This window comes from Serratia sp. BNK-10 (genome assembly GCF_047456065.1).
Lineage (GTDB): Bacteria > Pseudomonadota > Gammaproteobacteria > Enterobacterales > Enterobacteriaceae > Serratia > Serratia ureilytica.
The window spans coordinates 3,695,757-3,719,335 of sequence record NZ_CP179894.1; the positions used below are offsets into that span (position 1 = coordinate 3,695,757).

Annotated in this window: 23 protein-coding genes; 3 read left to right on the top strand and 20 right to left on the bottom strand. The window is 61.8% G+C overall.

The window, feature by feature from the left end; translation table 11 throughout:
- Positions 1 to 29: 29 nt before the first annotated feature.
- The 11 genes from sseB to trmJ all read right to left on the bottom strand — a co-directional run bounded on the left by sseB (position 30) and on the right by trmJ (position 8,987).
- Positions 30 to 860: an enhanced serine sensitivity protein SseB gene (gene sseB, locus ACMGG9_RS17815; RefSeq protein WP_033644091.1), complete on the bottom strand. Its 831-nt coding sequence runs from the start codon at positions 858 to 860 to the stop codon at positions 30 to 32.
- An 89-nt stretch (positions 861 to 949) separates the two neighbouring features.
- Positions 950 to 2,245, bottom strand: a complete 1,296-nt coding sequence (pepB, locus tag ACMGG9_RS17820) for an aminopeptidase PepB (RefSeq protein ID WP_033651568.1) — start codon at positions 2,243 to 2,245, stop codon at positions 950 to 952.
- A gap of 223 nt (positions 2,246 to 2,468) precedes the next feature.
- Positions 2,469 to 2,669 (bottom strand): Fe-S cluster assembly protein IscX, encoded by a 201-nt coding sequence (iscX, locus tag ACMGG9_RS17825; protein WP_006327336.1) that lies wholly within the window; start codon positions 2,667 to 2,669, stop codon positions 2,469 to 2,471.
- A 32-nt stretch (positions 2,670 to 2,701) separates the two neighbouring features.
- Complete coding sequence (gene fdx / locus ACMGG9_RS17830; RefSeq protein WP_004941417.1) at positions 2,702 to 3,037, bottom strand: ISC system 2Fe-2S type ferredoxin; 336 nt, start codon at positions 3,035 to 3,037, stop codon at positions 2,702 to 2,704.
- Between the two features lie 2 nt (positions 3,038 to 3,039).
- Complete coding sequence (gene hscA / locus ACMGG9_RS17835; RefSeq protein ID WP_414161606.1) at positions 3,040 to 4,890, bottom strand: Fe-S protein assembly chaperone HscA; 1,851 nt, start codon at positions 4,888 to 4,890, stop codon at positions 3,040 to 3,042.
- Between the two features lie 32 nt (positions 4,891 to 4,922).
- Complete coding sequence (gene hscB / locus ACMGG9_RS17840; protein ID WP_033644094.1) at positions 4,923 to 5,444, bottom strand: co-chaperone HscB; 522 nt, start codon at positions 5,442 to 5,444, stop codon at positions 4,923 to 4,925.
- A 62-nt stretch (positions 5,445 to 5,506) separates the two neighbouring features.
- Positions 5,507 to 5,830, bottom strand: coding sequence for an iron-sulfur cluster assembly protein IscA (iscA, locus tag ACMGG9_RS17845; protein ID WP_004941410.1), 324 nt, complete (start codon positions 5,828 to 5,830; stop codon positions 5,507 to 5,509).
- Between the two features lie 54 nt (positions 5,831 to 5,884).
- A complete protein-coding gene (iscU, locus tag ACMGG9_RS17850; protein WP_004941408.1) occupies positions 5,885 to 6,271 on the bottom strand; it encodes a Fe-S cluster assembly scaffold IscU in 387 nt (128 codons plus the stop codon).
- A 24-nt stretch (positions 6,272 to 6,295) separates the two neighbouring features.
- Positions 6,296 to 7,510 (bottom strand): cysteine desulfurase, encoded by a 1,215-nt coding sequence (gene iscS, locus ACMGG9_RS17855; protein ID WP_015378780.1) that lies wholly within the window; start codon positions 7,508 to 7,510, stop codon positions 6,296 to 6,298.
- 54 nt (positions 7,511 to 7,564) lie between these two features.
- The gene (gene iscR, locus ACMGG9_RS17860; protein WP_004941404.1) at positions 7,565 to 8,059 is read right to left on the bottom strand and encodes a Fe-S cluster assembly transcriptional regulator IscR; all 495 of its coding nucleotides are present in this window, start codon (positions 8,057 to 8,059) and stop codon (positions 7,565 to 7,567) included.
- A 193-nt stretch (positions 8,060 to 8,252) separates the two neighbouring features.
- Entirely contained in the window at positions 8,253 to 8,987 is a 735-nt protein-coding gene (gene trmJ / locus ACMGG9_RS17865; protein ID WP_025303916.1) for a tRNA (cytosine(32)/uridine(32)-2'-O)-methyltransferase TrmJ, read from the bottom strand.
- Between the two features lie 119 nt (positions 8,988 to 9,106).
- Between trmJ and suhB the strand changes: the two genes are divergently transcribed.
- Entirely contained in the window at positions 9,107 to 9,910 is an 804-nt protein-coding gene (gene suhB, locus ACMGG9_RS17870) for an inositol-1-monophosphatase (RefSeq protein ID WP_033644096.1), read from the top strand.
- 55 nt (positions 9,911 to 9,965) lie between these two features.
- Here the strand turns inward: suhB and ACMGG9_RS17875 are convergent, their stop codons facing one another.
- Positions 9,966 to 10,988: a nickel/cobalt transporter gene (locus ACMGG9_RS17875; protein WP_033651571.1), complete on the bottom strand. Its 1,023-nt coding sequence runs from the start codon at positions 10,986 to 10,988 to the stop codon at positions 9,966 to 9,968.
- Positions 10,979 to 11,614: a DUF1007 family protein gene (locus ACMGG9_RS17880; RefSeq protein ID WP_033651572.1), complete on the bottom strand. Its 636-nt coding sequence runs from the start codon at positions 11,612 to 11,614 to the stop codon at positions 10,979 to 10,981. The genes ACMGG9_RS17875 and ACMGG9_RS17880 overlap by 10 nt, the downstream gene beginning before the upstream one ends.
- Before the next feature lie 180 nt (positions 11,615 to 11,794).
- On the opposite strand from ACMGG9_RS17880, the gene csiE reads away from it, so the two are divergent.
- Positions 11,795 to 13,060, top strand: a complete 1,266-nt coding sequence (csiE, locus tag ACMGG9_RS17885) for a stationary phase inducible protein CsiE (protein WP_033651573.1) — start codon at positions 11,795 to 11,797, stop codon at positions 13,058 to 13,060.
- On the opposite strand, the gene ACMGG9_RS17890 is transcribed toward csiE, so the two are convergent.
- Together ACMGG9_RS17890 and glyA are read right to left on the bottom strand one after the other, a co-directional pair.
- Positions 13,061 to 14,206 carry a 3-phenylpropionate MFS transporter gene (locus ACMGG9_RS17890; RefSeq protein ID WP_108681767.1) on the bottom strand — a complete coding sequence of 382 codons (1,146 nt, stop codon included), beginning with the start codon at positions 14,204 to 14,206 and terminating at the stop codon, positions 13,061 to 13,063.
- Positions 14,207 to 14,362: 156 nt separating this feature from the next.
- Positions 14,363 to 15,616, bottom strand: coding sequence for a serine hydroxymethyltransferase (gene glyA / locus ACMGG9_RS17895; RefSeq protein WP_047570908.1), 1,254 nt, complete (start codon positions 15,614 to 15,616; stop codon positions 14,363 to 14,365).
- 357 nt (positions 15,617 to 15,973) lie between these two features.
- Between glyA and hmpA the strand changes: the two genes are divergently transcribed.
- A complete protein-coding gene (gene hmpA / locus ACMGG9_RS17900) occupies positions 15,974 to 17,164 on the top strand; it encodes an NO-inducible flavohemoprotein (protein WP_069100607.1) in 1,191 nt (396 codons plus the stop codon).
- 37 nt (positions 17,165 to 17,201) lie between these two features.
- Here the strand turns inward: hmpA and ACMGG9_RS17905 are convergent, their stop codons facing one another.
- The 5 genes from ACMGG9_RS17905 to ACMGG9_RS17925 form a co-directional block, all read right to left on the bottom strand.
- Positions 17,202 to 18,386 carry a c-type cytochrome gene (locus ACMGG9_RS17905; protein WP_147881060.1) on the bottom strand — a complete coding sequence of 395 codons (1,185 nt, stop codon included), beginning with the start codon at positions 18,384 to 18,386 and terminating at the stop codon, positions 17,202 to 17,204.
- Positions 18,383 to 20,293 (bottom strand): NAD(P)-binding protein, encoded by a 1,911-nt coding sequence (locus tag ACMGG9_RS17910; RefSeq protein ID WP_414161607.1) that lies wholly within the window; start codon positions 20,291 to 20,293, stop codon positions 18,383 to 18,385. Before ACMGG9_RS17910 ends, ACMGG9_RS17905 begins: the two co-directional genes overlap by 4 nt.
- An 85-nt stretch (positions 20,294 to 20,378) precedes the next feature.
- The gene (gene patD / locus ACMGG9_RS17915; RefSeq protein ID WP_147881059.1) at positions 20,379 to 21,803 is read right to left on the bottom strand and encodes an aminobutyraldehyde dehydrogenase; all 1,425 of its coding nucleotides are present in this window, start codon (positions 21,801 to 21,803) and stop codon (positions 20,379 to 20,381) included.
- Between the two features lie 35 nt (positions 21,804 to 21,838).
- Positions 21,839 to 22,645, bottom strand: coding sequence for an ABC transporter permease (locus ACMGG9_RS17920; protein ID WP_016929774.1), 807 nt, complete (start codon positions 22,643 to 22,645; stop codon positions 21,839 to 21,841).
- Positions 22,635 to 23,579, bottom strand: a complete 945-nt coding sequence (locus ACMGG9_RS17925; RefSeq protein WP_016929775.1) for an ABC transporter permease — start codon at positions 23,577 to 23,579, stop codon at positions 22,635 to 22,637. The genes ACMGG9_RS17920 and ACMGG9_RS17925 overlap by 11 nt, the downstream gene beginning before the upstream one ends.

Below are 23,579 nucleotides of genomic sequence, written 5' to 3' on the forward strand. Positions count from 1 at the left end.
TCCTGCGGCATTTCCGACCACGCGCCGCGTTACTGGGTTTTGTCGGTGGACGGGATCAAATTGCGCAGCCAGCTGCCCCAGCGGCGCTGATAAAACGGCTGCGTATGGGCGATCAGGTAGTGGCTGATGCCGCGCTCTTTCTCCGACACCAGGCAGAAATCGACCGGTTCGTCATTCGGCGCCGTTTCGCTGGCGACGCTGCCGGCCTCGTTGATCAACGCCTCGATCTCCGCCGGTTCTGCATCCACTTCCAGCCCGATCAGCAGATTCGGCTTCTCGTCCGCCGCCTGATCGTGCATCAGCGCCAGAAACGCGCGGCGCACCGGTTTGCGCTGGCTGAACAGCGTGGTCAGCGCATCCACCATCGCCGACGGGTACTCTTCGGGCTGCCCCAACAGGATTTGGGTCTCTTTGTCGACGTAATGCTCCACCGGTTTGACGACGCCGCCGGTCGCCAGCAGCATCGCCACCTCTTCCGGGTAGAACTCTTTGCCGTACTCCGCCTTCGGGTTGAGGAACAGATCCGCGCCCTGGGTGATTTCAAACAGCACCCGCGCCGGCATGGCGATGAACGGCTGTTCGTCCTCAACGGCCTTCTGCAACGCTTCCAGCGAGGTGAAGAACGGAATGATGCTGCCGCCGTCCTGCTTTTCCCAATGCTGGATATTGACCGGCGTATCCGCGTTCAGCGTAATGTCGCCGTCCTGCTGCACCTGCTCGCTGTCGCCGAGGATCAGCACCGTGGCGTCGAGCAGTTCACGGAAGAACGCCGGACGGTGGGCCGGCTCCGTCACCGCTAGCTTCAGCAGGCGTTCAAGCTCGTTCTCGCTCGGGGCGGCATCGTGATGATGGGAACTCATGGCAAACTCCAGGGATCAAATAGCGAGGCCCAGCATGCTGGGCCCCGAAGATAATGCGCATTCTAGCGCCCGCCGCGGCGGGCGTTCAATTATTTGGCTTTGCTCAGCAAGAGATTGGCCAGGGTGCGCACGCCCAAACCGGTCGCGCCGGCCGACCACTGATCCACCGCGCCTTTGCGGTAGGTGGCGGAGCAGTCGATGTGCAGCCAGCCCTGTTGGTAATTCTTGACGAAGTGCGACAGGAAGGCCGCCGCAGTGCTGGCGCCGGCGGTATAAGCCGGGCCGGCCACGTTGTTCAGCTCGGCGAAGTTGGACGGCAGCTGGCTGCGGTGGAATTCGGCCAGCGGCAGACGCCAGAACGGCTCTTGCTCGGCGGCGGCGCTGCTCAGCAGCGCCTGCGCCAGCGCATCGTCAAAGCTGAACAGCGCGTGATAGTCGTTGCCCACCGCGGTTTTCGCCGCGCCGGTCAGGGTGGCGCAGTCGATAATCAGCTGCGGGTTCTGCTCGGCGGCATCGATCAGGCCATCGGCCAGCACCAGGCGCCCTTCCGCATCGGTGTTCATCACCTCAACGGTTTTGCCGTTGCGGTAACGAATGATGTCGCCCAGTTTGAAGGCGTTGCCACTGACCATGTTGTCGGCGCAGCACAGGTACAGCTTCACGCGCTGCTTCAGACCGCGCGCCGCCGCCAGCGCCAGGGCGCCGGTGATGGTGGCCGCGCCGCCCATGTCGGATTTCATCGAATCCATGAAGGCGCTCTGCTTCAGGCTGTAACCGCCGCTGTCGAAGGTGATGCCCTTGCCGACCAGGCAAGCGAACACCGGCGCATCCGGGTTACCGGTCGGGTTGAAGTCCAATGCCAGCAGCACCGGCGGACGTTCGGAACCGCGGCCGACGGTGTGGATGCCGGCATAGTTCTGCTCGCGCAGATCTTCGCCCTTGGTGATGCGGTAGCTGACGGCATCGCAGCCGACGTCGCACATCAGATCGACGGCGCGGGTCGCCAGTTGCTCCGGCCCCAGCTCTTCCGCCGGCATGTTGATGGTGTCACGCACCCAGTCGACGATCTTCAGGCGCTTATCCAGCTCCTGACGCGCGGCTTCCGGCAGTTCGGCCCATTCGACGTTGCGCTGCCCTTTCGGCCCGCGATAGCCTTGCCAGAACGCCCAGCTGTTTTCCAAATCCCAACCGTCGCCGGCCAGCTTGACGTTTTTGATGCCCTGGCCGTCAATTTTGCGGCCCGCGCGCTGGATCGCGCCCAGCTTGTCGGCCCCGGTCAGATGGATAGTCATCCCTTCGCCGTTGGTGCTCAGCAGCGCTTTCTCGCCCCAGCGGGCGTCGGCAGGTTGTTGCGACAGCGTGACCTGCATGAATTCTGTTGTCATAGCCTTCTTACTCCGGATGTTCCCTTTATTATTTCATTAGGGCTTTATTGCATACCCTATGGATTTCAAATTGCAGCTAGGCGCCCAGCGATCTCATCCCCAGGAGCTTACTCAGGTAAGTGACTGGGGTGTGATCGTGCAGGTAACAACGCTGCGGTTTGAAAGACGACGGGTATGTCGGATACAAAATAAACGGGCCGCCCATGGCAGCCCGTTACGCTATTTACTCCGCTTCATCTAACCAGACCAGCAGGATCGCTTCCAGTATTTTTTCGTTGGAAGCCTGCGGATCGTCATCGAACTCTTCCAGATCGCAGATCCACTGATGCATGTCGGTAAAACGCACGGTTTTCGGATCGGTGTCCGGGTATTGGTCGTACAGGGCTTCGCCGATTTCACGGCTGTCGGTCCACTTCAGTCCCATTATGATCTCCGGGTTGACGCTGCAGCTAACAATTAATGCTCACGCGCGTGGTTGACGGTGTAGCGCGGCATTTCGACCACCAGATCTTCGTCGGCGACCAGCGCCTGGCAGCTCAGACGGCTTTCCGGCTCCAGCCCCCACGCTTTGTCCAGCATGTCGTCTTCCAGCTCGCTGCTCTCTTCCAGCGAATCGAAGCCTTCACGCACGATGCAGTGGCAGGTGGTGCAGGCGCAGGATTTCTCGCAGGCGTGCTCGATTTCAATGCCGTTGCGCAGCGCAACGTTGAGGATCGACTCCCCTTTTTCGGCTTCCAGAACCGCCCCTTCCGGGCAAAGGTCTTGATGGGGCAGGAAAACAATTTTAGGCATGGTTAAACCTCATCCACAGAATGGCCAGCCAGCGCGCGGCGAATGGAAGCGTCCATGCGGCGCGCGGCAAAATCTTGCGTTTGTGCATCTAATGTTTTGATGGCGTCTTCGATAGCGGCGGGATCTTCACCCTGCGCCGCCTGCTGCAACGCCTGGGTCGCGGCGGCGATCGCCTGGCTTTCCGCCTCGCTCAGCAGCGCGGCGTCGGTGGCCAGCGCGCCCTGCAGGCTTTCCAGCACCCGCGCGGCTTCCACGCGTTGCTCCGCCAGCTTGCGCGCACCCACGTCGCTTTGCGCGTTGGCCATCGAATCCTTGATCATGCCGGCGATTTCGCTGTCCGACAGGCCGTACGACGGCTTGACCTGGATCGAGGCTTCCACGCCGGTGGATTTCTCCATCGCGGTGACGCTCAACAGGCCGTCGGCATCCACCTGGAAGGTGACGCGAATGTGCGCGCCCCCGGCAGGCAATGGCGGCAGGCCGCGCAGCGTGAAGCGCGCCAGCGAACGACAATCCCGCACCAGCTCGCGCTCGCCCTGCAGCACGTGGATCATCATCGCGCTCTGGCCGTCTTTAAAGGTGGTGAACTCCTGCGCGCGCGCCACCGGAATGGTGGTGTTGCGCGGGATCACTTTCTCCACCAGGCCGCCCATGGTTTCGAGGCCCAGCGACAGCGGGATCACGTCCAGCAGCAGCATGTCGCTGTCCGGCTTGTTGCCCACCAGAATGTCGGCCTGGATCGCGGCGCCGATGGCGACCACTTTATCCGGATCGATCGACGTCAGCGGCGTGCGGCCGAAGAAGGCGCCCACCTGCTCACGCACTAGCGGCACGCGGGTGGAGCCGCCGACCATCACCGCTTCCAGCACCTCGTCGGCGGCGACGCCGGCGTCTTTCAGCGCGCGGCGGCAGGCCATCAGCGTGCGTTTCACCAACGGAGCGATCAGCGCTTCAAACTGGGCGCGGGTCACTTCACCCTGCCAGCCGGCCACCTCGACGCGCACGCTGTCGGCATCGCTCAACGCGATTTTGGCGGCGATGGCGGCATCCAGCAGTTGGCGCTGCACTCCGTGGTCGCTGCGATCGGCCACGCCGGCCTGCTCGCGCAGCCAGTCGGCCAACAGGTGATCGAAGTCGTCGCCGCCCAGCGCGGAATCGCCGCCGGTGGCCAGCACTTCGAACACGCCGCGGCTGAGGCGCAGAATGGAGATATCAAAGGTGCCGCCGCCCAGATCGTAAACCGCGATCACCCCTTCCTGGCCGGAATCCAGCCCATAGGCGATCGCGGCCGCAGTGGGTTCGTTCAACAGACGCAGAACGTGCAGGCCGGCCAGACGCGCCGCGTCTTTGGTGCCCTGGCGCTGCGCGTCGTCGAAGTAAGCGGGAACGGTGATCACGACGCCATCCAGCTCGCCTTCCAGCGCCGCTTGCGCGCGCGCGGACAGGGCTCGCAGGATATCGGCGGAGACGCCGACCGGGTTAACCGCGCCGGCGGCGGTGACGATCAGCGGCAGGCCGTTGTCGCTGGCTTGGAATTGGTACGGCAGGTTCGGGTAACGTTGCTGCACGTCCGCCAACGAGCGGCCCATCATGCGTTTGATGGAGCTGACGGTATTGGCCGGATCCTGCGCCGCCTGTTGGCGCGCCTCCCAGCCGACGCGCTGCGCGTCCGCCTGATAATGCACTACCGAAGGCAGCAAATGGCGACCCTGTTCGTCGGCCAGCGTTTCCGCTTGCCCGCTGCGCACCGTGGCGACCAGCGAGTTGGTGGTGCCCAAGTCGATGCCGGCGGCCAGACGTCGCTGGTGCGGCGCGGCGCTGAGGCCAGGCTCACTAATTTGTAATAAGGCCATGTTGAAGCTTCCACAATCAGAATCAGAAGGTGTTACTCAAAACCCAGCAGTTTTTCTTCGAGTTGTTCAACCTGTTGCTGGAGTTTGTCCAAGAAGCGCAGCTTGCGCACGGTGTCGGCGGCGTCCGCCCACTGTTCACTGTCCAACTGCTGCAGCATCAGCGCGCTGCGCTGTTTGACCGAGGCGGCCAGCCGCGCGCCGAAATCGGCCAGCAGGCTTTCCGCCTCCGGCTTGCGCTCAATGGCGTCGAGCTCTTCGCGCAGTTCCAGCTGTTCCATCAGGAACGCGGTGTCGCGCATCGTATGCTGTTCGTTGCCCAGATCGAAGCCGTGCAACGATAGCATATACTCCGCGCGTTTTAACGGGTGCTTCAGCGCCTGGTAGGCTTCGTTAATGGTCGCCGCCTGCTGCAACGCCATCAGGCGTTCGCGCTCCGGCTGGTTGGCGAAACGATCGGGGTGGAATTGGCGCTGCAGATCCTGGAAGCGGGACGCAAGCAGGCTGCCGTCCACGGTGTAGCGAACTGGCAGCCCGAATAAAGTAAAGTAATCCATAGCGTGCTCTGGGCGTTAGCGGATGAAGTTCCCCCGCCGAAACGGGGGAGCACGATGGACTGTCAGACGTTGAAACTCTCGCCGCAGCCGCACTCGCTTGAGACGTTCGGGTTGTTGAACTTGAAGCCTTCGTTCAGGCCTTCCTTAACGAAATCAAGCTCGGTGCCGTCAAGGTAGACCAGGCTCTTGCCGTCGATGATCACCTTGATGCCTTTGTCTTCAAACACGATGTCGTCATCGTTTGCTTCGTCAACAAATTCCAGCACGTACGCCATCCCGGAGCAGCCGGAAGTTCGCACTCCCAGACGCAGGCCGAGACCCTTGCCGCGGTTCGTCAAAAACGCCTGAACACGCTGCGCAGCGCTGTCGCTCATGGTAATAGACATCACAACCTCACACTTCACATCAAAGCCCGGCGCGGCCGGGCCGACTCAGACAAATTACTTGGCGCTATGCTTGCTCTTATAGTCGGCAATCGCTGCTTTGATGGCGTCTTCAGCCAGGATCGAGCAGTGAATTTTGACCGGCGGCAATTCCAGCTCTTCGGCGATCTGGGTGTTTTTGATCGCTTCAGCCTGATCGAGCGACTTGCCTTTCATCCATTCGGTCACCAGCGAGCTGGAGGCGATGGCGGAACCGCAGCCGTAAGTTTTAAAGCGCGCGTCTTCGATGATGCCTTCATCGTTAACCTTGATTTGCAGCTTCATCACGTCGCCGCAAGCCGGCGCCCCTACCATGCCGCTGCCGACGGTAGGATCTTCGTTGTCGAAAGAACCCACGTTACGCGGGTTTTCATAATGATCGATTACTTTTTCGCTGTAAGCCATGACCTTGCTCCTGAAACCTGAGAATTAATGATGCGCCCATTCGATGCTGTTGATGTCCACGCCCTGCTTGAACATCTCCCACAGCGGGGACAGATCGCGCAGACGGCCGATGGATTTACGCACCAGTTGAATGGTGTAGTCGATCTCTTCTTCCGTGGTGAAACGCCCCAGGGAGAAACGGATCGAGCTGTGCGCCAATTCATCGCTCATGCCCAGCGCGCGCAGCACGTAGGACGGCTCGAGGCTGGCGGAGGTACAGGCTGAACCGGAAGAAACGGCCAGGTCTTTCAGCGCCATGATCAGCGACTCGCCTTCAACATAGTTGAAGCTGACGTTCAGGATGTTCGGTGCACCGTGCTCCAGATCGCCGTTCAGATACACTTCTTCCATATCTTTCACGCCGTTCCACAGACGATCGCGCAGGGTGCGCAGACGCGCCATCTCTTCGGTCATCTCTTCTTTGGCGATGCGATAAGCTTCGCCCATGCCGACGATCTGGTGGACAGGCAGGGTGCCGGAACGCATGCCGCGCTCGTGACCGCCGCCGTGCACCTGCGCTTCGATGCGGATGCGCGGCTTGCGACGCACGTACAGCGCGCCGATGCCTTTCGGACCATAGATTTTGTGGCCGGAGAACGACATCAGGTCGACTTTCAGCTTGCTCAGATCGATAGGCAGTTTGCCCACGCTCTGGGTGGCGTCAACGTGGTAGATGATACCGCGCGCACGGCACATTTCGCCGATCGCTTCGATATCCTGCACCACGCCGATTTCGTTGTTGACGTGCATGATGGAGACCAGGATGGTGTCATCGCGCATCGCCGCTTCGAGATCCTGCAGGCTGATGATGCCGTTGCTCTGCGGCGCCAGGTAGGTCACTTCAAACCCTTCGCGCTCCAGCTGACGGCAGGTGTCGAGCACGGCTTTGTGTTCGGTTTTGCTGGTGATGATGTGCTTGCCTTTTTTCTGGTAGAAATTGGCAGCGCCTTTGATCGCCAGGTTGTCGGATTCGGTCGCCCCGGAGGTGAAGACGATTTCGCGCGGATCGGCGCCCACCAGTTCGGCGATTTGGTTACGGGCGATGTCTACCGCCTCTTCCGCCTGCCAACCGAAACGGTGGGAACGGGAAGCCGGGTTGCCGAAAGTGCCGTCCAGGGTCAAAAACTGCATCATCTTCTCAGCAACGCGCGGGTCAACCGGCGTCGTTGCTGAGTAATCCAGATAAATCGGTAATTTCATTGCTCTTGTGCTCCGTACATCACTTCCAAAAACTAAAATAATTTCGCCAGCTGCTTATGCGCGCAGATTAACGTTGATAGTTTCTTGCGGACGACCGTTGGCCGTGCGGCGCGTATCGTTGTTTTGACGATCCGCCACCACCAGCACTTCCTGGTTGTTGACCAGTTCAGCCAGCGTAATGTTGTTCAGGAACCCGCTGATGCGCTCGCTCAGATCGCGCCACAGGGCGTGGGTCAAGCAGCGATCGCCGCCCTGACAGCCTTCTTTGCCCTGGCAACGGGTTGCATCTACCGATTCATCGACGGCAGTGATGACAGCGCCAACGGCGATCTCACCCGCGTCTTTACCCAGCAGATAACCACCGCCCGGACCGCGCACGCTGGCCACCAGGCCATTCTTGCGCAGACGGGAGAATAATTGTTCCAGATAAGAGAGCGAAATACCCTGGCGTTCGGAAATGTCCGCCAGTGGCACCGGCCCTTCCTGGGAATGCAGCGCTACGTCGAGCATAGCGGTTACGGCATAACGGCCTTTGGATGTCAGTCTCATAGCTCAATGGTTACCTGTTGGTCAAATATGGCCGAAAGTCTGACATTCCTGAGTAAAACAGTCAACTATTTAACCTAGTAATTAACTCAAGTATTAGCACGTTTTGAACTTAGCAAGAACAAAGGTATATAAAATACATGTTATAACCTTTGGATAACTAATACTATTGTCGCCCACCGTTATGCCACATCAATTAATTACCTTGATGTTTATCCTGTTTCTCGATCGAGGTCAGCATGCCGCGCAGGATATTCAGCTCCTGCCCTTCCGGGCGTGCGCGGGTGAACAGCCGACGCAGGCGGCTCATCACCTGGCCCGGATGGGACGGGCGAATGAAGCCGGTACGCTGCAGCGTCTGCTCAAGGTGCTGATAGAAACGCTCAAGGTCGTCCACCAGCGGATACGGCGTCTCTTCCAGCTGCGGCGCGCCCGCCTGTTGGCGATCGAGGTAAGCCACGCGCACTTCGTACGCCAGGATCTGCACCGCCATCGCCAGGTTCAGCGAGCTGTAGTCCGGGTTGGCCGGAATGGCGACATGGTAGTGGCACTTCTGCAATTCATCGTTGGTCAGCCCGACGCGTTCACGGCCGAACACCAGCGCCACCGGCGCGTGCTCGCCCTCGTGCACCGCGCGCACGCCGCATTCGCGCGGCTCCAGCATCGGCCACGGCAGGGTGCGAGAGCGCGCGCTGGTGCCCACCACCAGGCTACAGCCGGCGATGGCGTCATCGAGGGTATCGACGATGGTGGCGTTGCCGATCACGTCGCTGGCGCCGGCGGCCAGGGCGATGGCCTGAGAATCGGGTTTGATCAGCGGATTAACCAGATAAAGGTTGGTTAACCCCATGGTTTTCATGGCTCTGGCGGTCGAGCCCATGTTGCCGGTATGTGAAGTCTCTACCAGAACAATGCGGATATTGTGCAGCATACAAACTCTGAGCGTGGCGGAAAATCGCAGCATCTTAACACAGCCGTAGGCAATTTGCCGAACAGCTGCTATACTTCGCGCCGTTTCCTGTTCTTTAACATCCTAGTTGGAAGATACCCATGCATCCGATGCTGACTATCGCCGTGCGCGCTGCGCGCAAGGCCGGTAACCTGATTGCCAAAAACTACGAAACCCCGGACGCTGTAGAAGCGAGCCAGAAAGGGACCAATGACTTCGTCACCAACGTCGATCGCGATGCAGAGCATCTGATCATCGACGTCATCCGCAAGTCTTATCCGCAACACAGTATCGTGAGCGAAGAACGCGGTGAGCTGATCGGCGAAGATCGCGATGTGCAATGGGTGATCGATCCACTGGATGGCACTGCAAACTTCATCAAACGTTTCCCTCATTTCTCCGTTTCCATCGCCGTACGCATCAAAGGCCGCACTGAAGTGGCCGTGGTTTACGATCCGATGCGCAACGAACTGTTCACCGCCACGCGCGGTCAGGGCGCCCAGCTCAACGGTTACCGTCTGCGCGGCACCAACGCCAAAGATCTGGATGGCACCATCCTGGCGACCGGCTTCCCGTTCAAAGTCAAACAGCACGCCACGCCTTACATCAACATCGTCGGCAAGCTGTTCACCCAGTGCGCGGACTTCCGCCGCACCGGTTCCGCTGCGCTGGATCTGGCCTATGTGGCCGCCGGCCGCGTAGACGGTTTCTTCGAAATCGGCCTGAAGCCGTGGGACTTCGCCGCGGGCGAACTGCTGGTGCGTGAATCCGGCGGCCTGGTCACCGACTTCGTCGGCGGCCACAACCACTTCAGCTCCGGCAACGTGGTAGCAGGCAACCCGCGCGTCGTGAAAGCCATGCTGGCCACCATGCGCGAAGAACTGAGCGAAGCGCTGAAGCGTTAATCGCCAGAAGCGAATCGAAAAAAGCGCTGCCGATGCAGCGCTTTTTTTATGCCCGTTAGCGGGAGAAGGGGCGGATGCCGCCGCCGAATTCCGGCTGCGCGCTGACGTACAGCAACAGCCCGGCGGCCAACAGGATCAGGCCCCCGGCCAGCGCCAACGATCCCCAGGCCACCGCGCTCCAGGCGGCGGGCGCACGCGAGCGGCTAAGGCGCACCGCCAGCCGTCGGCTGTAATGCACCAGCAGCGCCAGCATGGAGATGGTCAACGACGTGCCGAACGCCATCGCCAGCGCGGAGATCACTCCCCAGCCGAACACGCCGATCACCTTGGAGAACAGCAGCACCAAAATCGCCCCCGAACAGGGACGCATGCCCATCGCCAGCACGATGGCAGTCTGGGTGCGCCAATCGCTTCCCGCCTGCAGCTCGCTGTCGCTCGGCAGATGCCGGTGGCCGCAGCCGCAATCGGCGCTGTGCACATGCTCCGCCGCCAGCGGCGTCAGGCTGTTGATGCGCAGCGCCGGCGCCGGGCGCATCGCCTTGATCGCCGCAAACAGACGTTTCAGCGCGCGCCAACTCAGCAACACGCCAAGCAACATCACCAAAATAAAGCTGCCCTTCTCCAGCCAGAAGCTGCTTTGGTGCAGCTGGCGCGAAGAGAGCTGCAATACCACCAGCATCAGCGTGACCAGCGCGATCGCCACCCCGCCCTGCACCAGCGAAGCGGCGAAGGTCAGCTTCAGGCTGCTTTTCAGCCGCGCCGGGTGAGTGGCCAGATAGGTGGCGATCACCACTTTGCCGTGGCCGGGGCCGAGCGCATGCAAAACGCCATAGCCGAGGCTGAACAGCGTCAGCGCCAACCCTGCCTGCTGCGGCGCGGCCTTCACCTGCTGCAACAACCCCGCCATCTGCTGGTGCAGCGCTTTTTGCCATACCACGCTCTGCATCAGCAGCTGCGGCCAATAGTGCCACGCCAGCAGCGCGGCGGCCGCCAGCGCCAGCGTGAACGGCAGCAGCGGCCACAGGCCGAAAGCCCAGTGGCGCCGGTTTATCGTCGGTTGCGAGAGATTCAGCGACATTGCAGCGTCACCCGCTGGGCGAACTGCTGCCCCAGCGCCAGGTCTTCGCCGGGCGAGTCGTTCTTGTCGAGCGACAGCGCATAGGCCTGCAGCGACGCATTCGGCTTCGGCGTCATCAGCTTGTAGCTGCACAGTTGCGCCATCTCCGGCGGCAAATGCAGCGCATTTTGGTCTTTATAGGTCATATCCACGAAATAAGTCGGATCGTAAGTAGAAAGCTCGAACGGCTTGCCCGCCAGCGGCTGCGGCTCGGCCAACGGCAGCACGAACTCCAGTACCGCCTGGTTGCCCTGGCGCGACAGGTGATATTCGCTGGGCAAGTTCAGGTATTTCACCGGCTTGCCGTCGCGGTAAAGGTCGGTGAAATAGTGCTGCCCCAGCACGTTGGCCATCACTTCCGCCGCCAGCTTTTTCCACACTTCCGAATCGCTCTTGGCGTTTTTCGCATCGTAGAGCAGATCCGCCGAGGTGATTTCATCCATCACCCACACCATTTTCAGGCCGACCAACCGCTGATCCTTGGCGACGAAGGTGGTGTTCATATCGATAAAGCTGTGCGGATGCGCGATCGCACCGGCGCTGAACACGGCGCCAAAGGCAGCCAAAAGTCGACGTAACTTCATCATTATCCTGCTTTACTATATTTGTTATAACGTAACACAAATAAATGTCGAACGGCCCGCCTCTGCCGGCGATATTTGTGACGAAAGTTGTAAGCCGAAGTAAAAGCCGCGCGTTAACCCTGCCGGCACAAAGCCTTTTGCTATGCTTAGGCATAATCGCAACCTTTTATGCCGGAAGGTGATATGAGCCTGGACACCTCTCCCGTGCCTGAGCTCTCCGGACAACAACGGCGCTGCCATCTGCTGCTGATGCTGTACACGCCGGAGCCCGAGTTACAGCTGGAGACCCTCAGCCGAATCAATGGCGTCGCCCCCCCGATAACCCGGCAAGATATAGCCGAGGTGGCCAGTGAAATCCAGCGTTTCCACCATCTGGAGATCGCCGTCGATCCCGACCATGGCTACCGATTGAGGGGCAGCGCGCTCAACCAACGCCTGTGCCTGCTCCATTGGCTAAGGCGCACCCTGCGCTGCAGCCCGCGGTTCGTCGAAGACGATTTCGCCCCGCGCCTGCGGCAAGCGCTGGCGGCCGATGCCGAGTTGACATCGCTGTTGGCCCAGTCGCTCGACGCCTGCGAGCCGCTGCTCAATCGTCACTTTGACGCGCGCGACCGCCAATTCCTGCAGCATTATCTGCTCTACTGCGCCTGGCAAAACCGCCTGCAGCAACACCCGTGTTTCGACGCCGTTCAGCGCGACTGGCTGCGGCAAAAACCGGAGCAGCAAGCCGCCGCCTGGCTGCATCAGACCTGCAACCGGCTGTTTAACCAGCCGCCGCACGCGGACGAGCGCGATTTCCTGGCGCTGACCTTCACCCTGTTGAAAAGCCACAGCTACCACAGCAACGACTCGGCGCATGAGCAGCGGTTGATGACGGCGATCGACAGCATGGTCGAGCGGTTCCAGCAGCTGTCCGGCATGGCTTTCAGCAGCAAGGCGGAGCTGGTCAGCCAGCTGTTCGCCCATCTGGCGCCGGCGCTGGAGCGCTGCCGTTTCGCCATCGGCATCGACAATATGCTGCTGGAAGAAGTGGTGCGCAAATACCCGCGGCTGATGCGCACCACGCAGGAAGCGTTGAAACCGCTGGAGCAGGAGTACGGCGTGCATTTTTCCAACGAGGAGGCGGGCCTGGTGGCCATCAGCTTCGGCGCCTGGCTGATGCAGGACAACGCGCTGCAGGAAAAACAGGTGCTGCTGCTGACGCTGGATAACCCGCAGTTGGAAGAGGAAGTGGAATATCAGATCCGCGAGCTCACGCTGCTGCCGCTGAACATCAAGTATCTGCCGCTGAGCGACTATCTGTGCGGCGGAGCGCCGCAGGGCGTCACGCTGGTGATCACCCCCTACGCGGCGGTGCACAGCGCTCCACACCCGCCGCTGATCTATACCGAACTGCCGCTGGAAAACCGCCAGCGCCAGGCCATCCGCGCGCTGCTGGAAGCCCCTTAATCACCGGCTGACGCTGACCGCCGGCGGCCGGATGAACAAGGCCGGCACCGCGACCGCCGCCATCACCCAGAATACCCCGCCCTGCCAATGTTCGAACAGGAACCCGGCAATGACCGTCATGACGGCGATACCGCCGCCCATCGCCAGCGCCGAATACACCGCCTGCAGCCGGATCACCTCTTGCCCCTGGCGCGCGGCGATAAAGCGCATCGCCGCCAGATGGCAGACGGTGAAGGTGCCGCAATGCAGGATCTGGATCAGCAGCAGCCAGCCCAGCTCGGTGCTGTAGGCCATCAGGCTCCAGCGCAACACGCCGCAACAGGCGGAAAGCAGCAGCAGGTTGCGCGCATTCCAGCGGCGGAACAGCACGTTGCTGCTGGCGAAAATAATCACTTCCGCCACCACGCCCAGCGACCACAGATAACCGATGGTCGAGGCCGAATAGCCCGCCTCCTGCCAGTAAATGGAGCCGAAGCTGTAGTAGCCGGCGTGCGCGCCCTGCAGCAGCGTGACGCACAGCAGGAAGCGCCACACCGGCCCTTCTTTCAACAGCGCCCACAGCGAACGCTCGGCCCCGCCGTGCGTGCGCGCTTCGCCCTGCGGCATCACGCTCGGCTTCAGCAGCATGCCCAGCAGCATCGCCAGCACGCTGAGGATCAGGCTGTAGAGAATGGCGTTATGGCCCCACACCGCCACCAGTTGCCCGGTCAGCGCCGAGCCGATGACGAACGCCAGCGAGCCCCACAGCCGCACCCGGCCATAGTCCATGCGGATCTGCTTTTGCCAGGTGGCGGCCAGCGCGTCGGTCAGCGGCACCAGCGGCGAGAAGAACAGGTTGAAGCCCGCTATCACCAGCATCAGCCAGCCCCAGCCGTTGCCGAAGCAGAAGCCAACCGCGAAAGCCAGGGTCAGCAGCGCCAGCAGGCGCAGCGCGGAAACCAGATGAGAGGGATCTTTAACGCGGGGAGCAATCAGTAAACTGCCGAGGAAGCGGGCCACCAAACCGGCGCCGAGCAATATGCCGATGGTTTCGGGCGCGATGCCCTCGCCTTTCAGCCACACGCCCCAGAACGGTAAGAAAATGCCGTAGGAAAAAAAGTAGGTGAAATAACTGAGCGCGAGCCAACGCGTGGATTGCAGAACCATGATCCCTCCGGAGTGAGGGCAATACTTTGACAGAGCTCACACCGCCCCGCAATCTTCATTCCGCTTCAATGCGTTAGAGTGCCAGACAGCTCACAGTTTACCGCGAGCGGCCACAAAAAAACCCGCCGCAGCGGGTTTTATCAGGCAAAAGCGGGATTATGCGTAAACCGGCAGGCGGGCGCAGATATCCAGCACTTTCTTCTTGGTGCGTTCGATGGTGGCTTCATCGTTGATGTTGTCCAGCACATCGCAGATCCAACCGGCCAGTTCGCGCACGTCGGCCTCTTTGAAGCCGCGACGGGTCACGGCTGGGGTGCCGATACGCACGCCGGAGGTGACGAACGGGCTCTTCGGATCGTTCGGCACGCTGTTTTTGTTGACGGTGATGTTGGCGCGGCCCAGGGCGGCGTCCGCTTCTTTACCGGTCAGGTTTTTATCGACCAGATCCAGCAGGAACAGGTGGTTATGGGTGCCGCCGGAGACCACTTTGTAGCCGCGCTGCAGGAACACGTCCACCATCGCCTTGGCGTTGACCGCCACTTGCTGCTGGTAAACCTTGAACTCAGGCTCCATCGCTTCTTTCAACGCCACCGCCTTGCCGGCGATCACGTGCATCAGCGGGCCGCCCTGGCCGCCAGGGAACACGGCGGAGTTCAGCTTCTTATACAGATCTTCGTCGCCGCCCTTCGCCAGGATCAGGCCGCCGCGCGGGCCCGCCAGGGTTTTGTGGGTGGTGGTGGTGACGATGTGTGCGTGCGGTACCGGGTTCGGGTACACGCCGGCGGCGATCAGGCCCGCCACGTGCGCCATGTCGACGAACAGGTAAGCGCCGATGCTGTCGGCGATTTCGCGCATTTTGGCCCAGTCAACCACGCCGGAGTAGGCGGAGAAGCCGCCGATGATCATTTTCGGCTTGTGGGTTTGCGCCTGCTTGGCCAGATCGTCATAGTCGATTTGACCTTTGTCGTCGATGCCGTAAGGCACCACGTTATACAGTTTGCCGGACAGGTTAACCGGGGAACCGTGGGTCAGGTGGCCGCCGTGCGCCAGGTTCATGCCCAGAATGGTGTCGCCCGGCTGCAGCAGCGCGGTGTAAACGGCGAAGTTAGCCTGGGAGCCGGAGTGCGGCTGCACGTTGGCGTAATCGGCGCCGAACAATTCTTTGGCGCGGTCGATAGCCAGCTGCTCAACGATATCCACGTATTCGCAGCCGCCGTAGTAACGCTTGCCCGGATAGCCTTCAGCGTATTTGTTGGTCAGCTGGGAACCCTGAGCCTGCATCACGCGCGGGCTGGTGTAGTTCTCAGACGCGATCAGCTCGATGTGCTCTTCCTGACGCACCACTTCCTGCTCCATGGCACGCCACAGTTCCGCATCGTAATCGGCAATGTTCATTTCACGCTTTAACATCCGGCATCTCCTGACTTAAATCAGCTAACTAAAAAATCACCAAATAACTACCCGTTTGGGTTCTGGGCCACAGTGTAAACCGTTTCGCCCCACCGAAGATAGGTCTTGACAGAGGTTTTTACGCAAACGATTGGCATAAGGCGGCGCAAGGCTTTGATCCGCTAAACGCCGCCGTTTATCAACGGACATTTCCTCATGCGAACGATGCGCTTTTTTCATGTTCTGTGAGCGCGATCGACGCCGGAAGAACACCGCAACGAAAACAAGGGTATTTACAAGCGGCGTGGAACTCAATAAGATGCATTTAAAATGCATCATTAAAATTCTCGTCAAGATCCCAACCCAAGGAGCGCTCCCATGCTGGATAGCCAAACCATCGCCACCGTTAAATCCACCCTTCCCCTGCTGGCTGCGACCGGGCCGAAGCTGACCGCCCACTTTTACGATCGCATGTTCGCGCACAACCCGGAATTGAAAGACATTTTCAACATGAGCAACCAGCGCAACGGCGATCAGCGTCAGGCGTTGTTCGACGCCATCTGCGCCTATGCCGCCAACATCGAGAACCTGGCGGCGCTGCTGCCGGCGGTGGAGCGCATCGCGCAGAAGCACACCAGCTTCAATATCCAGCCGGAGCAGTACCAAATCGTCGGCGGCCACCTGCTGGCGACGCTGGACGAAATGTTCAGCCCGGGTCAGGAAGTGTTGGACGCCTGGGGCAAAGCCTACGGCGTGCTGGCCAACGTGTTTATTCAGCGTGAAGAGCAGATTTATCAGCAGAGCGAAACCGACAACGGCGGCTGGCGCGATCTGCGCGCATTCCGCATCCTGAAGAAACAGCCGCAGAGCGACGTGATCTGCAGCTTCGTGCTGGCGCCGGTGGACGGCGGCCGGGTGGCGGACTTCAAACCGGGGCAATACCTGGCGGTCTACATCAAGCACGACAGCCTGGAGCATCAGGAAATTCGCCAGTACTCGCTGACCGCCTCGCCAAACGGCGAGTTCTACCGCATCGCGGTGAAGCGCGAAGATCAGGGGAAAGTGTCCAACTACCTGCACCGGCAGGCGCAGGAAGGCGACGTGATCGACATCGCCCCGCCGCACGGCGACTTCTTCCTCGACGTGGCGCCGACCACGCCGGTGGCGCTGATCTCCGCCGGCGTCGGCCAAACCCCGATGCTCGGCATGCTCAACAGCCTGCACGACAATCAACACCAGGCGCAGGTCCACTGGCTGCACGCGGCGGAAAACGGCAGCGTGCATGCCTTTGCCGAGGAAGTGGCGGATATTGCCGGGCGCATGCCGAATCTTAGCCGCCATGTGTGGTACCGCGAGCCGGGCGCCGATGACGTGGAAGGCCGCGACTACCACAGCCGCGGATTGATGGATTTGAGCGCGCTGCAAGGCAGCCTCGCCGATCCGCAGATGCACTATTACTTCTGCGGCCCGGTGGCCTTCATGCAGTTCGTGGGCAAACAGCTGCTGGAGATGGGCGTAGAGGCCGAACGCATCCACTACGAATGCTTCGGCCCGCATAAGGTGCTGTAATGCTTGCGGAGCGCGGCCGTCAGACCGCGCTCCCTCTTCATTTCGCCTGCAGTTGGCGCGCGTCCTGCACCTGCTGCACCGTTACCGGCGCCGCCTGGTTGCCCCAGCTTCCCCGCAGATAGCTCATCAGGTCGGCCGCCTGCCGGTCGTTCAACGCCCAGCCGTAAGCCGGCATCCCGAGCGCCATCGCCTGCTGCGTGATCGGGGTATGCGCCCCTTCCAGCACCACCCGCAGCGCGGTCAGCGGATTGTCCGCCGTTACCGTGGCGTTGCCCGCCAGCGCCGGGATAGTGAAGTCGGTGCCCTCTCCCTTATTGCCGTGGCAGGTCGAGCAGTACATCGCATAGGTCGCCTTGCCGCTCGGGTTATCCGCCTGCGCAGCCTTCGAGGCGGCCCCGGCGACAGGGTCCGGCGCCAGGCTGCGCAGGTACACCGCGATGGCGTTCAGATCGCCGTCGCTGAGGTACTGCGTGCTGTGGGCCACCACCTCGCTCATCGGCCCGGCGACCGCCGCATGGCGGCTGCGGCCGGTTTTCAGCAGCGCCGTCACCTCTTCCGGCGGCAGGCCGCGCAGGTTGGAGGCGTACCAGCCGTCCAGCTCGGCGCCGCTCAGGAACACCGGTTCCTTACCGTCCAGCCCCTTCTCCTGCATCGCCCAACCGCGTGGCGTATGGCAGCTGCCGCAGTGGCCCGCGCCCTGCACCAGGTAGGCGCCGCGGTTCCACTCGGCGCTTTGCTGCGGATCGGCCTGATACGGCTGGTCGTCGTGGAACAGCTGGTTCCACACCGCCAGCGGCCAGCGCATCGACAGCGGCCAGCTGATGTCGCTGGCGCGGTTGGCGACGTTCTGCGCCGGCACCTCGTTCATCAGATAGTCATACAGCGCGCGCATGTCTTCCGCGCTCATTTTGGCGTACGAGGTGTACGGCATCGCCGGATAAAGCCGGTGACCGTCTTTGGCGATCCCCTGACGCATGGCGAGATCGAACTCTTCGAATGAGTAAGCGCCGATGCCGTGCAGCTTGTCCGGCGTGATGTTGGTGGCGTAGATAGCCCCGAGCGGCGTCGGGAATTTCATGCCGCCCGCCAATTCGGCGCCGCCCGGTGCGGTATGGCAGGCGGTGCAGTCACCGGCTTTGGCGACGTATTCCCCGGCCGACATCGCCTGGACCGAGCCGCCGGTCGCCAGCAGGCTCAACAGGTACAGCGAACGCAGACTCATGCTCCCTCCTTGGCGGCAACCTTGCCGTAGGCCAGTTCGTTAACCGCGCGCCACGCCTGATCGATCGCCGAGTTGGCGTACGGGCTCCAGTCGGCATCGGAGTTGGCGATAGCGATCTTGCCGATCGGCTGCCGCGCCGTTTCGATGATTTTCTTGGCTTCGTCTTCGTCGTCAAACAGCCCGTTGAGGAAGTAGGAGTAACCGTGCGACCAGCGGTTGACGGTGATCGCCTGAATGTCGCGCTGATGGTCGAAACCAGCCTCGCCCAGCATGCCCTGCAGCTGTTCGCGGATCATCTGTTCGTGCACTTCAAACGGCGTGCCCAGCAGCAACGCGCGCCCTTTGCGCGACTGTTCGCGCGTGCTGAGGCCGCTGCCCGGCAGCGTCGGCACATACACCATATGCAGGCCGATCGGCCGATCCGGATCGCGCGGGTGCTGATAGCCGCCCATGCTCACCGGATAGTCCAGCTTCACGCGGCTGTACGGCGCGGCCGGCGAATAAACCTCGTGCACGCCCAGCTTGATGAACGGCTGCCAGTTGCGGATCACCACCTTGCTGTACACCAGCGGCGCCTTGACGTTCTGCTTCAGCGCCTCCTGCTGCTCGTGCGACATCTCCGGCACCAGATACGGGATCATCATGTTGTAGCCGGCCATCACCACCTGCCCGGCGCGCACCTTGGTCATCTTCTCGCCGGTCATGTAGGTGACTTCCACCTTGTCGCCGACGTTGGCCGCGTGCAGCCCGGTGCTGTTCAAACGCAGCTTCACCGGCGATTCCGGCCGATCGAGCTGGCTGTAGTCGAATTTGGCCAGCACCACATCGTTCATATCCTTGCCGGCCGGCGCCACCGCCGGGATCAGTTGGCGCACCATCAGGCGCGCCAGCGTGGCGTTGCCGTCCGGGAAGTGGAACACGTAAGGATCGTCGAGATCCGCCTGCGACTCTTCGTCCAGCGGCGGCAGATTCATGCCGTCAAGGCCCGGCAGATCGCAGATGCGCGCATCGCTGCACGAGGTGCCATCAATACCCACCGCCTGGAAGTCGTTGGTGGTCTGCTGGAAATAGCGGATCGCCAGTTCGCTCAGGCCCACCTTCTCGCGCAGGAACTGGGTATAGCTGTGGGTATCGAGCCACTCGACCTTCTGCTCCAGCGTCATCTCCGGCAGATAATCCTTCTCCACCGTGTGCAGCGCGATCAGCGCCTGGCGATCGCTTTCCGGCAGCGGGAAATCGCCGATGAACGCTTCATAAGAGCGGCCGTTGAGCCGATCGCGCGGAATGTCGTCCGCCACCGTGCGCCCCGGATCGCCGCTCACCACCTTGTCGACGCCGAAGTTCTTGCGATCGAAGTAAACGCCCCGGCTCAAATTCAAATCCGGGTAGAAGGTGGTGTCGAAAGCCTGTTCCAGTTGGTCGATATCGACGCCGAGCTTGCGCAGCAGCCCCATCGCCACCGGGCTGAAGTTGGAGCGCGGCGACTGCAGCGATTCGCTGCCGCCATAGCCGAGCAGCATGCCGTCGTTGCTGTTGAACTCGTTGCGCTTGGCGTGGCCGCCGAAGTCGTCGTGGTTGTCGATCAAAAGAATGCGCTGCCGCTCGCCTTTCAGTTGCTGCCAGAAACAGGCGGCCGCCAGCCCGCTGATGCCGGCGCCGACCACCACCAGATCGAACTCTTCAACGGCGGGTACGCTGCCGAAATCAAAGGTTTTGCCGTCGCGCCCCAACTGGTGCGCATGCTCGAACGAGCCCGGATGGTTGCCCCGCAACCCGGTCAGCGCCGGCGGATAGTACAGGGCTTGATTAGCGGTTTGCGGCGACGCGCGCAAGATTTGCAGCGGCGTCAACCCGGCGGCGATGGTGATCGCCACTCCGTTGAGAAAATCGCGTCTGGTGATACCCATATAGGCTTCCTTTCAATTTTTATTATCATCAGCCGGCCGGAACCGGCTCGAAGGCCGCGCTATTGTGCGGATAATTACTGTAAAATCAATGTTTGAACATCACATGACGAATGGCCGTGTAATCCTCCAGCCCGTACATCGACATATCCTTGCCGTAGCCGGACAATTTCTGGCCGCCGTGCGGCATTTCGCTCACCAGCATGAAGTGGGTGTTCACCCAGGTGCAGCCGTATTGCAGGCGGGCGCTTAAGCGATGCGCGCGGCCCACGTCGCGGGTCCACACGGACGACGCCAGCCCGTAATTGGATTCGTTCGCCCAGGCCAGCACCTGCTCTTCGTCGTCGAACAGCGTCACCGTCACCACCGGGCCGAACACTTCGCGCTGCACGATCTCATCGTCCTGGCGCGCGCCGGCCAACAGCGTCGGCTGGAAGTAGTAGCCCGGCCCTTTCACCTTCTCCCCGCCGGTCACCACCTGTACGTGCGGCAACGCTTTGGCTCGCTCGACAAAACCGGCCACCCGCTCCAGATGCTGGGCGGTAATCAACGGCCCCAGTTCGGTGCTCTCGTCGTCCGGCGCGCCGATCTTCAGGCTGGCCACCGCCTCGCCCAACCGCTTGACCAGCTCGGGATAAATGCTTTTCTGCGCGTAGATGCGGCAGGCGGCGGTGCAATCCTGCCCGGCGTTGTAGAAGCCGAAACCGCGAATGCCGTCGACCACCTGCTGCAGATCGGCATCGTCAAACACCAGCACCGGCGCCTTGCCGCCCAGCTCCATATGGGTGCGCTTAATGCCGGCGGCGGTATGGGCGATGATATGCTCGCCAGTGGCGATCGAGCCGGTCAGCGACACCATGCGCACCTTGTCATGCCCGGTCAGCCGATCGCCGACGCTGGCGCCGCGGCCGAACAGCACGTTGAGCACGCCCGGCGGGAACAGCCCGGCGGCCAGTTCGGCCAGTTTGAAAGTGGTCAGCGGCGTTTGCTCCGACGGCTTGATCACCACGCAGTTGCCCGCCGCCAACGCCGGCGCCAGTTTCCAGGCCGCCATCATCAGCGGGTAGTTCCACGGCGCGATCGAGGCCACCACGCCGAGCGGATCGCGGCGGATCATCGAGGTATGCCCGGCCAGATACTCGCCGGCCGCCATGCCGGTCAGGCAGCGGCTGGCCCCGGCGAAGAAGCGGAACACGTCGGCCACCGCCGGCAGTTCGTCATTCAATACGCAGTGATAAGGCTTGCCGCAGTTGAGCGACTCCAGCCTGGCGAAGGTCTCGGCATGCTCATCGATCAGATCCGCCAGCTTGAGCAGATGCTCGGCGCGCTCCTTCGGCGTGGTCTGCCCCCAGGCGGCGAACGCGGCATCCGCCGCCAGCACCGCGCGATCGACCTGCTCCGGGCTGGCCTCCGCCACCTGCGCAATCACTTCGCCGGTCGCCGGGTTATACACCGGCTGGGTCGCGCCCTGGCCGTTCACCAGTTGGCCGTCAATCAACAGTTGGCTTTGCATAGGATTATCCTTTTATCAGAGGTCGGGTAAGGAAATTATTTGCCGCTGCCGGCGACGCTTTCCCCACCTTTGGTCAGGTAGTAAGCGCCGAGGATCGGCAACATGGTCAACAGCATCACCGACAGCGCCACCACGTTGGTGATTGGCACGTCGCGCGGGCGGCCGAGCTGGTTCAGCAGCCACAGCGGCAGCGTGCGCTCGTGGCCGGCGGTAAAGGTGGTCACGATGATTTCGTCGAACGACAGCGCGAACGCCAGCATGCCCCCGGCCAGCAGCGCCGAGCCGAGGTTCGGCAAGATCACGTAACGGAAGGTTTGCCAGCCGTCGGCGCCGAGATCCATCGACGCTTCGATCAGGCTGTACGAGGTGCGGCGGAACCGGGCGATGACGTTGTTGAACACGATCACCACGCAGAACGTCGCATGGCCGACGACGATGGTCAGGATGCCGGGCTCGATGTTCAGCGCCTTGAACGCCGCCAGCAGCGCCAGGCCGGTGACGATCCCCGGCAGCGCAATCGGCAGCAGCAACAGCAGCGAAATGCTGTCCTTGCCGAAGAAATCGCGCCGATACAGCGCCGCCGCCGCCAGGGTGCCGAGCACCAGTGCGATGGCGGTCGCCAGGCAGGCGATCTGCGCCGACAGCAACACCGCATCGATAATGTCCTGCCGCCCGGCGGCGACGTTGAACCAGTGCAGCGTGAAACCCTTCGGCGGGAAGCTGAAGGCCGCGTCCTCGGTGTTGAAGGCGTAGATGGCGATGATCGCCAACGGGAAATGCAGGAAGACAAGTCCGCCCCAGGCGGCCAGCTTCAGCCCTAAGGGCGCGCGTTCAGAGTGCATCGAAAGCCCCCAGACGTTTGACGATGGAAAGATAGATGGCGATCAGGACGATCGGCACCAGCGTAAAGGCCGCAGCCATCGGCATATTGCCGATCGCGCCCTGCTGGGCGTACACCATGCTGCCGATGAAATAACCCGGCGGCCCCACCAGCTGCGGCACGATAAAGTCGCCCAGCGTCAGCGAGAAAGTGAAGATCGACCCGGCGGCGATGCCCGGCACCGCCAGCGGCAAAATGACGTGACGGAAGGTCTGCGCCGGCCGGGCGCCCAGATCCGCCGAAGCGTGCAGCAGCGAGGGCGGCAGGCGCTCAAGCGCCGCCTGGATCGGCAGGATCATGAACGGCAGCCAGATATAGACGAACACCAGAAAACGCCCCAGCCCCGAGGTCGACAGCGTGTTGCCACCGACGCCGGGCACCGTCAGCAGCGACGCCAACAGCGGCTCCAGCCCCAGGTGCTGCAGGAACCACTGCGCCACGCCGTCTTTCGCCAACAGCAAAGTCCAGGCATAGGCTTTGACGATATAGCTGGCCCACATCGGCATCATCACGGCGATGTAAAAGAACGCCTTGACGCGGCCGCTGGTGTAACGCGCCATGTAATAGGCGATGGGGAACGCCAGCGCCGCGCTGGCCAGCGACACCAGCACCGCCATGGTCAGCGTGCGCAGGATAATGTCGTAGTTGGCCGGGTTGAACAGCGCCGCGAGGTTGGCGAAGGTCAGATCCGGCGTCACCGCCATGGTGAAATCGTCGAAGGTGTAAAATCCTTGCCACAGCAGCGTCAGCAGCGAACCGAGGTACACCGCGCCGAACCACAGCAGCGGCGGCACCAGCAGCAAAAGCAGATACAGCGTCGGCCGGCGATAGAGCCAGGTCGACAGCGCGCGCACGGTACCGCCGCGCGCCGGGGGGGAATCGATGCTCATGTCCAT